This window comes from Pseudomonas sp. P8_241, from assembly GCF_034008315.1.
GTDB lineage: Bacteria > Pseudomonadota > Gammaproteobacteria > Pseudomonadales > Pseudomonadaceae > Aquipseudomonas.
Window position 1 is genome coordinate 4,847,793 of the sequence record NZ_CP125377.1, and the last position, 12,702, is coordinate 4,860,494.

General features: G+C 59.7%; 13 protein-coding genes. 5 read left to right on the top strand and 8 right to left on the bottom strand.

The genetic code is table 11. The annotated features are described in order from the left end of the window. Positions 1–356: 356 nt before the first annotated feature. The gene (locus tag QMK58_RS21710; protein WP_053157284.1) at positions 357–632 is read left to right on the top strand and encodes a DUF3509 domain-containing protein; all 276 of its coding nucleotides are present in this window, start codon (positions 357–359) and stop codon (positions 630–632) included. A gap of 98 nt (positions 633–730) precedes the next feature. Here the strand turns inward: QMK58_RS21710 and mtnC are convergent, their stop codons facing one another. From mtnC to aroC, 5 genes are read right to left on the bottom strand one after another with little or no spacing between them, the layout of a single operon-like run. Then, positions 731–1,432 carry an acireductone synthase gene (mtnC, locus tag QMK58_RS21715; protein WP_053157281.1) on the bottom strand — a complete coding sequence of 234 codons (702 nt, stop codon included), beginning with the start codon at positions 1,430–1,432 and terminating at the stop codon, positions 731–733. Positions 1,433–1,436: 4 nt separating this feature from the next. Beyond that, the gene (locus QMK58_RS21720) at positions 1,437–1,982 is read right to left on the bottom strand and encodes a 1,2-dihydroxy-3-keto-5-methylthiopentene dioxygenase (protein ID WP_053157278.1); all 546 of its coding nucleotides are present in this window, start codon (positions 1,980–1,982) and stop codon (positions 1,437–1,439) included. A gap of 20 nt (positions 1,983–2,002) precedes the next feature. Continuing rightward, positions 2,003–2,629, bottom strand: a complete 627-nt coding sequence (locus QMK58_RS21725) for a methylthioribulose 1-phosphate dehydratase (RefSeq protein WP_053157275.1) — start codon at positions 2,627–2,629, stop codon at positions 2,003–2,005. After that, positions 2,626–3,777: an MFS transporter gene (locus tag QMK58_RS21730; protein ID WP_053157272.1), complete on the bottom strand. Its 1,152-nt coding sequence runs from the start codon at positions 3,775–3,777 to the stop codon at positions 2,626–2,628. The genes QMK58_RS21725 and QMK58_RS21730 overlap by 4 nt, the downstream gene beginning before the upstream one ends. A 28-nt stretch (positions 3,778–3,805) precedes the next feature. After that, positions 3,806–4,897 (bottom strand): chorismate synthase, encoded by a 1,092-nt coding sequence (gene aroC / locus QMK58_RS21735; protein WP_053157269.1) that lies wholly within the window; start codon positions 4,895–4,897, stop codon positions 3,806–3,808. 83 nt (positions 4,898–4,980) lie between these two features. Between aroC and QMK58_RS21740 the strand changes: the two genes are divergently transcribed. Both QMK58_RS21740 and QMK58_RS21745 read left to right on the top strand, forming a co-directional pair. Beyond that, positions 4,981–5,979, top strand: coding sequence for an alpha/beta hydrolase (locus QMK58_RS21740; protein ID WP_320395418.1), 999 nt, complete (start codon positions 4,981–4,983; stop codon positions 5,977–5,979). A gap of 98 nt (positions 5,980–6,077) precedes the next feature. Further along, complete coding sequence (locus tag QMK58_RS21745) at positions 6,078–6,869, top strand: hypothetical protein (RefSeq protein WP_053157263.1); 792 nt, start codon at positions 6,078–6,080, stop codon at positions 6,867–6,869. Positions 6,870–6,887: 18 nt separating this feature from the next. On the opposite strand, the gene QMK58_RS21750 is transcribed toward QMK58_RS21745, so the two are convergent. Genes QMK58_RS21750 through QMK58_RS21760 form a run of 3 tightly spaced genes read right to left on the bottom strand, consistent with a single transcriptional unit; the run spans position 6,888 to position 10,357 of the window. After that, a complete protein-coding gene (locus QMK58_RS21750) occupies positions 6,888–7,739 on the bottom strand; it encodes a helix-turn-helix domain-containing protein (RefSeq protein ID WP_156322321.1) in 852 nt (283 codons plus the stop codon). 53 nt (positions 7,740–7,792) lie between these two features. After that, complete coding sequence (locus QMK58_RS21755) at positions 7,793–9,211, bottom strand: aminotransferase (protein ID WP_053157257.1); 1,419 nt, start codon at positions 9,209–9,211, stop codon at positions 7,793–7,795. Positions 9,212–9,250: 39 nt separating this feature from the next. Then, positions 9,251–10,357, bottom strand: coding sequence for a polyamine ABC transporter substrate-binding protein (locus QMK58_RS21760; RefSeq protein WP_053157253.1), 1,107 nt, complete (start codon positions 10,355–10,357; stop codon positions 9,251–9,253). Positions 10,358–10,574: 217 nt separating this feature from the next. Between QMK58_RS21760 and QMK58_RS21765 the strand changes: the two genes are divergently transcribed. After that, complete coding sequence (locus tag QMK58_RS21765) at positions 10,575–11,357, top strand: enoyl-CoA hydratase-related protein (protein WP_053157250.1); 783 nt, start codon at positions 10,575–10,577, stop codon at positions 11,355–11,357. After that, on the top strand, positions 11,354–12,535 hold the full coding sequence (locus tag QMK58_RS21770) for an acetyl-CoA C-acyltransferase family protein (RefSeq protein ID WP_320395419.1): 1,182 nt from the start codon (positions 11,354–11,356) through the stop codon (positions 12,533–12,535). The genes QMK58_RS21765 and QMK58_RS21770 overlap by 4 nt, the downstream gene beginning before the upstream one ends. Positions 12,536–12,702: the final 167 nt, after the last annotated feature.

Below are 12,702 nucleotides of genomic sequence, written 5' to 3' on the forward strand. Positions count from 1 at the left end.
GCTTGCTCCCGTTCGATCTTCTTATTGTCGGGCAACGCTGATTGAGCCCGAAAATACGTCAACGGTTCTTGAGCTGTACACGCGGTTTTTGAAATGTTTTGTATCTGCGTGGTTTTGATCGACGATCCGAATTCCGTGTTGAACCTGGCCTGGTGCATTGGTTCCATCGAATCGGCGAAGGACCTCGCAAAATGCAGGATGCACGATGGCCATTCATGCAGATTGCACGAAACCGAAAATAACCATAAAAACTAAGTTATTGTTTTATATGAGGTTTTTACAATTTCGAATGCTGGCACATTCAGTGCAACCCTTCTCCGCATGCTTGCCATCTAAAGCCAACGGAGCTGAAAAACATGAACTTGATCCAGGAAAAATTTTCGTCCTTGTTCTCCAACTTCGAAGTCGCCACCCAGAATCGGCCCGACGGCGGAATTCTGCTGACGCTGAGTGCTGAGGGCAAAGTGTTCAAGCGTTCGATTTCCTATCAGCAATTGCACAATGGCGACCAGCTGTCGTGGGTCATCAGTGCCATCCGCCGCGACCTTGCCGAACAGGCCAGTGAACTGCCGCAGATTTCCATGCTGCAAAGTCAGCAACGCTTTGCGCTGCCGACTTATCACTCGCTGTAAGGCTTAAAACAACTGTAGGAGCGAGCTTGCTCGCGATAGCGGGGTGTCAATCAACATTGATGTTGAATGACCGGTCGCAATCGCGAGCAAGCTTGCTCCTACAGGTTGTGTAGCGTTTGGAAGGCAGCAGGATCTATCCGCGCAAAGCTGACCACGGTGACATGTCCTGTTAGTTCCCCGCCCTCACGGGCCAGGCCGCAAGTGGCCATTCCCGCTTCGCGTGCGGCGTCCAGTTCTTCGACGATGTCTGACAGAAACAGAATCTGCCCCGCCTCGACGTTGATCGCCTGCGTGATGTTGGCGTAGGACTGCGCCTCGCGCTTGGGTCCTGACGTGGTGTCGAAGTAACCACTGAACAGCGGCGTCAAATCCCCCGCCTCTGAGCAGCCGAAGATCAGGCGTTGAGCCTGGATCGAACCGGACGAGTACACAAACAGTTGATAGCCGTCCTGATGCCAGCGTTTGAGCGCTTCAACGGCGTCCGGGTACACGTGGCCCTTGAGTTGTCCGGCGTGATAACCCTGTTCCCAGACCATTCCCTGCAAAGCCTTCAATGGCGTGGCCTTGCGGTCCTCGGCGATCCAGCCCAGCAGGATCTCTATGACGCGTTCGACGTCAGCATCGGGCTCGTTACTGTCGCTGCGAACGGCGGCCAGTTGTTCGGCTACGTCGGCACGCTCGGCGTTCTGGCGGACAAAGTCCGGCAGGTGCTTGGCGGCATAGGGAAACAGCACATCGAACACAAAACTCACCGCGCTGGTGGTGCCTTCGATGTCGGTAAGGATCGCTTTGATCGGCATCGATTCAGTCCTCAAGACGCGGGAATTGGTCGGCGATGTCTTCGCCGGTGAAGTTGGCCACCCAGCCTTGCGGGTTATTGAACAGACGGATCGCGATGAAATGCGGATGCTCGCCCATGTCGAACCAGTGCCTGGTGCCGGCCGGTACCGAGATCAGGTCGTTTTTCTCGCAGAGCACCGCGTAGACATAATCGTCGATATGCAGGGTAAACAAGCCACGACCGGCGACGAAAAAACGTACTTCGTCTTCGCCGTGGCGGTGTTCGTTGAGGAACTTGGCGCGCAGTTCGGCTTTTTGTGGATGATCGCTGTCGAGGCTGATCACATCGACGGTGATGTAGCCGCGTTCGCTCATCAATTGGTCGATTTGCGCCTGATAGGCGGCGATCACTTCTTCCTGGCTGGCGCCCGGCTGGATCTTCGCAGCGGCTTGCCAACGGTCGAAACGCACGCCTTGCTCGGCCAGGGTCGAGGTGATGTCTTCGAAATGGGTCAGCACCTTGTTGGGGATTTCAGGGCTGGAAACGTGATAAACGGACAGGCTGCTCATCAGGGCAACTCCTTAACGGTTCATGCTTTAACGTTCAAGAGCGAGCGCATCTTCAGCTCGCACTCGAACAAAAATTCAAAGGCCTCGATCTGCCGCAGGGCATCGCTCATGCGCGCCCCCCAGGTGTAGAGGCCGTGGCCGCGAATCAGGTAACCGACGCAATCGGGATGGGCGTCGAGCCAAGGCTGCACCTTGGCGGCCAGGCGCGCAATGTCCTGGTCGTTATCGAAAATCGGCACCCGGACCCGGGATTCGTGGGTGGTCACACCGCTGAAGGCCTTTTGCAGTTCGTAGTCTTCGAACTCGATGAAATCTTCTGGCGTCAGGCGCGACAGCACCGTGGCATTCACCGAATGGGTGTGCAGTACCGCGCCGATCTCCGCACGCCAGCTATAGAGCTGGGTGTGCAGCAGGGTTTCGGCAGACGGTTTTTTGCCCGGTTCAAGGCTGTTGCCCGAGAGATCCGTGGCCAGCACATCGTCCATGCCCAACTGGCCTTTATGCTTGCCGGAGACGGTCAGCAAGGCTTGGCTCGGCGACAAACGGGTCGAATAGTTGCTGCTGGTGGCCGGCGACCAACCGCGGCCATACAGAAAACGCCCGGCGTCGATGATTTCCTGGGCGAAGTGTTCACGGGTAAGGCTCATGGCCTGTCCTCTTGCATGCATGTGGCAATGATAACGGCAGCCGCTACGGCTGCGAGGCTGGCAATACTAAAGGTCAATGCGGCGCCGAGGGCGCTCCAGCTATAGCCGGCGTACAACGCGCCCAATGCACCGCCGGTGCCGGCCAGTGCAGCGTACAACGCCTGACCTTGCCCTTGCTGGCGCGCACCGAAGCTACGTTGCACGAATGAAATGGCAGCGGCGTGAAAGCTGCCGAAGGTCGCCGCGTGCAATACCTGGGCAAACAGCAGCACCCACAAAAACTCGGCCAACGACCCGAGCAGCAACCAGCGCAGCGCCGCCAGCAGAAAACTCGCCATCAGCACCCGGCGCAGGGAGAACCGCGTGAGGATCTTGCTCATGGCCAAAAACATCAGAACCTCGGCGACTACGCCGACCGCCCAGAGCAGGCCGATCACGCCGCGGCTGTAGCCCAGACGCTCAAGGTGCAGGGTCAAAAACGTGTAGTACGGACCGTGGCTCATCTGCATCAGCGCCACGCAGCCGTAGAACGCCAACACGCCAGGGTTGCGCAACTGTTTGAGAAATCCCTCTCCCGCCACCCGGTTGCCCGGTGCCGGTTGGGCATTCGGCACCCACAGGCTGCTGATCACGATGCCTGCCATGATCAGCGCCAGCGCCGACGGATAGATGTCCAGGCTCAGCCATTCGAACAACCGGCCCAGCGCCACCACGGTGATGATGAAACCGATGGAGCCCCACAAGCGAATCTGGCTGTAGCGCGACGTCTGACCCTGTAAATGCGCGAGGGTGATGACCTCGAACTGTGGCAACACCGCGTGCCAGAAAAATGCGTGCAAGGCCATGACCATCGCCAGCCACGCGTAGGTCTTGCTGAAGAAAATCAGCGAGAAAGTCAGTAGCGTGCACACCGCGCCGAAACGCACGATGGCCAGCCGCCGCCCTGTGTAATCGCCCAGCCAGCCCCAGATGTTCGGTGCCACGCAGCGCATCAGCATCGGGATCGCCACCAGCTCGCCGATGCGTGCGGCGCTGAAACCCAGATGATCGAAATACAGCGCCAGAAACGGCGCCGTCGAACCGAGCAAGGCGAAATAGAACAGGTAAAAACTGGAGAGCCGCCAGTACGGCAGCGCCGCTGTCGTCATCAGACAGCAGCGGCTTTGTGGTCAGCCATTAAAGCTGACCCAGCACCGGCGTGCTCACCCGCACATCGGCGTTCTGCCCACGGTGACGCAGCAGGTGGTCCATCAGCACGATGGCCATCATCGCTTCGGCAATCGGCGTGGCACGGATGCCGACACACGGGTCGTGGCGACCCTTGGTGATGACCTCGACCGGGTTGCCATGGATGTCGATGGAGCGACCCGGCGTGGTGATGCTCGAGGTTGGCTTCAACGCCAGGTGAGCGACGATCGGCTGACCGGAGGAAATACCGCCGAGAATGCCGCCGGCATTGTTGCTGAGGAAACCTTGCGGGGTCATTTCGTCACGATGTTCGGTGCCGCGCTGGGCAACGCTGGCGAAACCGGCGCCGATCTCAACGCCCTTGACCGCGTTGATGCTCATCAGCGCATGGGCCAGCTCCGCGTCGAGACGGTCGAAAATCGGCTCGCCGAGGCCCGGCATCACACCTTCGGCCACCACGGTGATTTTCGCGCCGACCGAATCCTGGTCGCGACGCAGCTGGTCCATATAGGCTTCCAGCTCAGGCACTTTGTCCGGGTCCGGGCTGAAGAACGCGTTCTCTTCCACCGAATCCCAGGTTTTGAACGGGATTTCGATCGGTCCGAGCTGGCTCATGTAGCCGCGAATGACGATGCCCTGGCTGGCCAGGTACTTCTTCGCAATCGCACCGGCAGCCACGCGCATCGCGGTTTCGCGGGCCGAACTGCGACCGCCGCCGCGATAATCGCGCTCGCCATACTTGTGGTGGTAGGTGTAGTCGGCGTGGGCCGGGCGGAACAGATCCTTGATCGCCGAGTAGTCCTTGGACTTCTGATCGGTGTTGCGGATCAACAGGCCGATGGCGCAACCGGTGGTGCGACCTTCGAACACGCCGGAAAGGATTTCGACTTCGTCGGCTTCCTGGCGCTGAGTGGTGTGGCGGCTGGTGCCGGGCTTGCGGCGATCCAGGTCGCGCTGCAGATCCTCAAGGGAAATCTCCAGGCCCGGCGGACAGCCATCGACAATGGCGACCAACGCCGGACCATGGCTTTCGCCCGCGGTGGTGACAGTGAACAGCTTGCCGTAGGTATTGCCGGACATGCAGGACGCTCCGTGAAATGAACCTGAATACGTAATGCGCGCCAGTATACGCAGGCTACCCAAGTAGTTCATCCTCGAACCTTATGGGTGCCTGCGAGTCAAACCGGCATCTTGTTAATGATGGCGTGATGATGCTGCGAGTTCTAGCCTTGAGCCTTACCCTGATTTCCGGCTTCGCCCAGGCGACTGTCCTGCAACGACCAATCACATTGGATACCGGCACGGGTGAGCTTTTTGGCTCGCTTTTGCTGCCAAAGTCCGACAACCCGGTGCCGGTTGTCCTGCTGATTTCCGGCTCAGGCCCTACGGATCGCGACGGAAACAACTCTGACGGCGGCCGTAATGACAGTCTCAAACGACTGGCCTGGGTGTTGGCCAAACACAACATTGCCAGTGTGCGTTATGACAAACGCGGCGTAGCGGCGAGTCTGGCGGCGACCCCGGACGAACGCAACCTGTCCGTGGAAGCCTACGTGGCCGACGCTCAAGCCTGGGGCCGCAAGCTCAAGACTGATCCGCGCTTCGGACAATTGATTCTGCTCGGGCACAGTGAAGGCGCCTTGATCGCGAGCCTCGCCGCCCCGAGTGTCGACGCGGCGGGGGTGATTTCCCTGTCCGGCAGCGCCCGCCCCGTGGATGAGGTCATTCGTCAGCAATTGAGCAATCGCCTGCCTCCCCCGCTGATGTTGCGCAGCAATGAACTGCTCGACAGCCTCAAGGCCGGGAAAACCAACGACAATGTCCCACCGCAACTGCAAGTGATTTTCCGCCCGAGCGTGCAGCCGTACCTGATTTCACTGTTTCGCCAGGACCCGGCAGCCGCGTTCGCCAAGCTGAAAATGCCGGCGTTGATCATTCAGGGCAGCAACGACATCCAGGTCGGCGTCAATGATGCGCGGCTGCTCAAGGCCGCCAAACCGGACGCCGAACTGGTGTTGATCGAAGGCATGAACCACGTCCTGCGCATCGTGCCCAACGACGTCAAACGCCAGTTGGCCTCCTACAAAGATCCGAATTTGCCACTGGCGGCGGAACTGGGCACACGAATCCTCGGGTTTATTGACGGACTTCGCTCCAGTTAACCTCTTTTTGCCCTCCAGTCTTGAAGAAAACGGCCGATAAGCCTTTGTCGCCAGCACACACGCTGGCGGCAAGCAGAGCTTGGACAGGACTCGCCGTTATGACTCAAACCCAGACCTCACCCGACACCAGCGCTGAAGTAGACGTACCGCCAGCGGTCGAGCTGCCGTGGGCGGACGTCCACGCCGAGCACAACAAGATGCTCCGTCTGGCGCCGTTGCAGACTGACCGTCACACCGGCGGTCGGCCCTTGCGCTTTGTCGAGTTCGGCTACGCCGAGCGCAACGACAAGGAACGCAGCCTGATGCGCATGAGCATCACCCTGCCCGGCCAGCGTGTGCGCAAGGAACAGAATCACCTGGACGTCTGGGTCGACCACGGCGAAAAACGCGTGCATTTCGGTCCCGACAGCGGTCTGCAGATTGAACCGGTGAACCGAGGTATCGGCCGATTCATGGCGGCCCATGGCATTGCCTGGGCGAAGAAGCGCTGGCCCGCTTACACCATCGATGGCATCGACCTGAACAACAAAGACGCACTGAACGAAGGCACACGCCTGCGCCGCGATCACTTTTTACGTGTGCACGGTTTCGACGTGGTGTACGCCGATGCCCAACATTTGAAGGGCAGCATCGAGGACGTGAAGGTCGGCGAATTGCTGGCGGACTGGAACAGCGAAAAACTGCAAGTCGTGGAAATTCTCGAAGCGGCGCAGATGCTCCAGCAGGCCGAGCAGAACCTGGCCGAGCAGGAAGTCAAACTCAAGAAGCATGAAGAAAAAGTCAGCAAGTACAAACGCGAAGACGCCGGGTTGCGCTTTACCATTACCTGCCTGGTGGCGTTTGCGGTGTTTCAGGCAGGGCTGCTGATCTGGATCGCCACGCATCGTTGACAGCTGTAGGTCGCATGCTCAGTGCTTGCGCAACCACTCGATGAACAGCGCAAACAGCTCCGACTGAGAACCGACCTCCAACTTCAGGTAAAGGTTCTTGCGGTGCATGCGCACGGTTTCTGGAGAGATGCTCATCTGGCTCGCCGTGGACTTCACGGAGTGACCGCGCAGAACCATGTGCGCCACTTCTCGCTCGCGTTCGGTGAGCAACTCACAACCAAACTGCTCGAAGGCCGCCTGCACCCGGTGCTTGAGATCACCGCCCTCCCCGAATGCCTGCTGGCCTTGCCGGGTGGCGCTGCGCTGTAGACCACGACGTCCGAACTCGCTCACAAACTCGCGCACCAATGGCTCGACCGCCCGCAGCAGGTTCAGTTGCTCAGCCCGCAGGATTTCCCCGCCGAAGCCCTGGAACAGGCTGACCGATATCTGGCTGTCATGGCCGGTATCGACCAGATAGAAACTGTCTTCGGAGCTGCCTGCCTTCAAGTAGTAAGTCTTGTAGTACTCACTGTCGAAGAAATTGTCCGGGGCGATTTCTTCCAGGTGGTAGAAACCTTGAGCCAGGCCCTGCTCGACCGCCAGGCAGAACGGATCGAGCAAGTAGCCGCCGGAAAAATAACGGTCGATGATCGAGTCGCGGTACTGCTCGGCAATTCCGCGCTGATACAGCAACTGTGGCGGTCGATCCCTGTGTTCAAGGCTGATCATCACCGACTCGATGCCCACCAGATGCCCGAACGCCGACGCCAGGTGGCGCAGGGCGTCGGGCTCGTCGACCTGGGCGAAGGCGTCGCGCATGTCCCCATGCCAGCGGTGCAATGCGCCAAAGGTCAGGGCAATCAACGTATCGTCTTGTGCTTTGCTCATGCCCCGCAGTCTAGCGGGTGAGCCAACCCTTGGTAAGCGTGCGCCGGGCAACGTCATTGGCCACCGTACTGGCCGCTGGCCTGAAGTTCGGCCGCTACTTCCAGGATGCACTCGCGCAAAGTCTCGACGATTTCATCGACCTGAACAAACGTCAGGATCAGCGGCGGCGACATCACGTTGAGGTGCATGATCGGTCGCACCAGCAGGCCCCGTGCCTGGGCCCGGACGTGAATCTTCTCGCCGATGTTGATCTCATCGGCAAACAGCGCCTTGGTACGTTTATCGGCGACAAACTCTACGCAGGCCATGAGTTTCTGGCAGCGCACGTCACCCACCAGCGGCAGGTCCCGCAGGGTCGCCAGGCGTTCTTCGAGGTAGGCGCCAACGGTGTCGACATGGGCCAGCAGGTTTTCCCGCTCGATGATTTCAATGTTTTTCAGCGCCGCCGTGCAGCACACCGGATGGCCGCTGTAGGTGAAACCGTGGGTGAAGCAGCGACCCTTGCCCGGTTCGGCGATGACTTTCCAGATGCGGTCGGAAAAGATGCAGGCGCCCAGCGGCAAGTAAGCCGAGGTCAGGCCCTTGGCCGTGGTGATGATGTCGGGCTGCACGTCGAACACATCATAAGAGGCAAAGAACTTGCCCAGGCGTCCGAACGAAGTCACCACTTCGTCAGCGACGAACAGAATGTCGTAGCGCTGGCAGACGTCCCACATGCGTTTGAGATAACCCTGGGGCGGAATGATCACCCCGCCCGAGCCCATGATCGGTTCGGCGAAGAAGCCGGCGACCTTGTCCGCGCCAATCGACAGGATCTTGTCTTCGAACTCCTTGACCAGGAATTCGAGAAACTGCGCATCGTCCATGCCGTCCGGCGCGCGGTACGGGTTGGGGTTGGAGACATGGTGGATCAGCGGGTTGGCGTAATCGAACTCCGGCACCCGGTCGGCGGCCTTGTTGCCGATCGACATGGTGAGCGTGGTCGAGCCGTGATAGGCGTTGAAGCGCGCGATGATGTGCTTCTTTTCCGGTTTGCCGCGGCAGTTCTGGTAGTACTGGATCAGCCGGTACGCGGTGTCCACCGCGGTGGAGCCGCCGGTGGTGAGGAACACATGATCGAGGTCGCCGGGGGCCAGGCTGGCGAGTTTCTCGCACAACTGGATCGCAACGTTGTTGGACATGTCGGAAAACGGATTCGAGTAGGCCAGTTGCCGCACCTGATCAGCGATGGCCTCGGCCATTTCTTCACGGCCCAGGCCGATGTTGGTGCACCACATCCCGCCCACGGCATCGAGGAAACGGTTGCCCTGGGTGTCGTAGATGTAGGCGCCATCGCCAGCGACGATGTTCAACGAACCTTGTTCAGCGTGTTCGTCGAACACGTGATAGCCATGCATGTGATGGGCCTTGTCGGCCTTGACCAGCTGAGACTCGTCCGCTGGCGAAAAAACGGTGTGTGTTGGCGTCGCCATAAAAAAACCTCTAAGCGAATTGACTAACGATCGAACAAATCAGATCCCGCTTTTCACCGTGCTCCAGACCCGGGTCATGGCGCGCATGTCCTTGGCGTCCTGGGTCTTCTGTGGAAACAGTCGCTCGCGGGTTTGCGCGTCGGGATAGATCGCCGGGTTGTTGCGCACGCTGGCGTTCAACAACGGTGTGGCCGCCGCGTTACTGTTGGCGTAATTGATGTAATCACTGACGTCGGCCATCACCTGTGGCTGCATCAGGTATTCCAGAAACCTGTGTGCGTTGGCGACATGAGGCGCGTCGGCCGGGATGTACAGGTTGTCGAACCAGATCAGTGAGCCTTCCTTGGGAATGAAGTAAGCGAGGTCGATCTTTTTCTTCGCTTCTGCGGCGCGGGCCATCGCGGTGGCATAGTCGCCCGACCAGGTCATCGCCATGCACACATCGCCATTGGGCAGGCTGGTCAGGTAATTGACCGAGTCGAACTTGCGGATGAACGGCCTGACCGACAGCAGCAATTCCTGCGCGGCTTTCAGATCTGCCGGGGCGGCGCTTCGAGGGTCACGGCCCAGGTACTTCAGGGCCAGGGGAATGACTTCGGTCGGGGCATCGAGCAGCGTCACCCCGCAATCGGCGAAGCGCGAGACGATTTTCGGGTCGAAGATCATCGCCAACGAGCCGATGGGCGCGTCGGGCATGCGCTCCTTGATCTTGTCAACGTTGTAAGTCACGCCGTTACTGCCCCAGGTGTAAGGCGCCGAGTACGCGGTACCTGGATCGAACCCCTGTTGGTCCTCGAGAATTTTCGGGTCAAGGTTGCTCCAGCTCGGCAGCAGCTTTTTATCCAGTGGCTGAAAGACCTTGGCCTTGATCAACGGCGGCGCGAGCGAGGCATTCAACACGATCAGGTCATAACCTGAGTGACCGGTGAGCAACTTGGCCTGCACCGTTTCGTAGGCATCGAAGGTGTCGTAGATCACCTTGATGCCGGTGGTTTTCTCAAAATCTGCCAGGGTTTTTTCACCGATGTAATCCGCCCAGTTGTAGAGCCGCAGCGTATTGGCGTCGTTCACCTCGGCGGCGTAGGCATTGAGGGTCAGCGGTACAACAAACAGACTGGAAATCACCTTAAGCAGTGTCTTGCCCATAGCAAATGCACCTTATCAAGCGAGTTCGGCTCTGGATGAGCGGATGTGTTCACTATTGGTGGATTCGCCGGGCGGCACCATACCCCGAATGGGTGTGTGCCCTGTTTTACCCGGCGGCATGGCAAAAAGCGGCAGACCAGTTGACCCGTTTAGCCATAGATCCCGAGTTTGTCCGACGCTTAAAGTGGCGGCCTGATTCGACCAACCTGGGCATTCAATGACTGACCTGATCAAACACGAGCGATGTGACGGCGTGCTGACGCTGACACTTGACCGTCCCGACAAGCTCAATGCGCTGAACAACGCCATGTACATGCAGTTGGCCGATCTGTTGCTGGCCGCTGACGAAGACGAGCAAACTGGCGTGATCATCCTCACCGGTGGCCCGAGCTGTTTTACCAGCGGCAATGACCTGGTGGATTTTCTCCAGCATCCGCCAACGCATCTGGACAGCCCGGCGTTTCGCCTGATGAAGGTGGTCACGCGCCTGCAAAAACCGCTGATCGCGGCGGTCTGCGGGGCGGCTGTCGGCATCGGCACCACGTTGCTGCTGCATTGCGATCAGGTGTTGGTCACGCGCAAAGCCAAGCTGCGCATGCCGTTCGTCAATCTGGGCCTGTGCCCCGAATTCGGTGCCAGCCTGTTGCTGCCTCGTCGACTCGGCCACGCCCGAGCCGCACGCCTGTTGTTACTGGGCGACAGCCTCGATGGCAACGAAGCGGTGGCGTGGGGCCTGGCCAACGAAGCGTTCGACGACGGCGAACAATGCCTGGCCGCGGCGACAAAAACGGCCCAGCGTTTTTTGGCGATGCCCCAGCAAGCCTTGCGCCAATCGCGGCAACTGATGAAACAGGCTTCCCTGGCAGAACTGGAAGCCACCCTGCGCGACGAAAACCTGTTGTTTATCGCGCGCCTGAATACCGATGAGGCCAAAACGGCCTTGAACACCTTGCTCAATCGCAGCACGGAAAAGCATTCACCGAGAGGAAACCAGCCATGAACACCCCGGAAATCTACGTCGTCAGCGCCGCCCGTACCGCCATCGGTACCTTTGGTGGTTCGCTCAAGGACGTGCCACTGGCCGACCTGGCAACCACGGCCGTGAAAGCCGCCCTGCACAAGGCTGCCGTGGACCCGGCACTCGTCGGCCATCTGGTGATGGGCAACGTGATCGCGACCGAAACCCGTGACGCCTACATCTCCCGCGTCGCTGCAATGAATGCCGGCATTCCGAAGGAAACCCCGGCCTACAACGTCAACCGTCTCTGCGGTTCGGGCCTGCAGGCCATCATCAATGCCGCTCAGACGCTGATGCTCGGTGATGCAGACATCGTTGTCGGTGCCGGCGCCGAATCCATGAGCCGTGGCCCGTACCTGATGCCGGCCGCCCGCTGGGGTTCGCGCATGGGTAACGCCCAGGTCATCGACTACATGCTCGGCATCCTGCATGACCCGTTCCACGGGATCCATATGGGCATCACTGCCGAAAACGTCGCCGCCCGCAACGGCATCACCCGTGAAATGCAGGACGCCCTGGCCTTCGAAGACCAGAAACGCGCGGCCCACGCGATTGCCAACGGCTACTTCAACGAGCAGATCGCGACCGTGGAAATCCAGGATCGCAAAGGCGTCAAACTGTTCAGCGTCGACGAACATCCTCGCGCCACGTCTCTGGAACAGCTGGCTGCGATGAAGCCTGCGTTCAAAAAGGACGGCTCGGTCACCGCCGGCAACGCTTCGGGTCTGAACGATGGCGCCGCCGCGGTGGTCATGGCTACCGGCACCGCTGTCCAGGTCAACAACCTCAAGCCACTCGCTCGTCTGGTCAGCTACGCCCACGCGGGTGTGGAACCTGAGCTGATGGGCCTGGGCCCGATTCCGGCCACCCGCCTGGCACTCAAGCGCGCCGGTCTGACCGTCTCCGACCTGGACGTGATCGAAGCCAACATCGCCTTCGCCGCCCAGGCCTGCGCCGTCAGCCAGGAACTGGACCTCGACCCGGCCAGGGTCAACCCGAACGGTTCGGGCATTGCCCTGGGCCACCCGGTCGGTGCAACCGGCGCAATCATCACCACCAAAGCCATCCACGAACTGCATCGCACTGGCGGCCGCTACGCGCTGGTGACCATGTGCATCGGTGGCGGCCAAGGCATCGCCGCGATTTTCGAACGCGTTTAACCCTCTTCTCCGCTCCCCGCTCATCGTAGGAGCTGCCGCAGGCTGCGATCTTTTGATCTTGAAAATCAAAAGATCGCAGCCTGCGGCAGCTCCTACGTCGTTTCCTGACAACCGGCAATAAAAAACAATTGCCACCAAATATTACCTGCGTCATATTACGGTCGTAA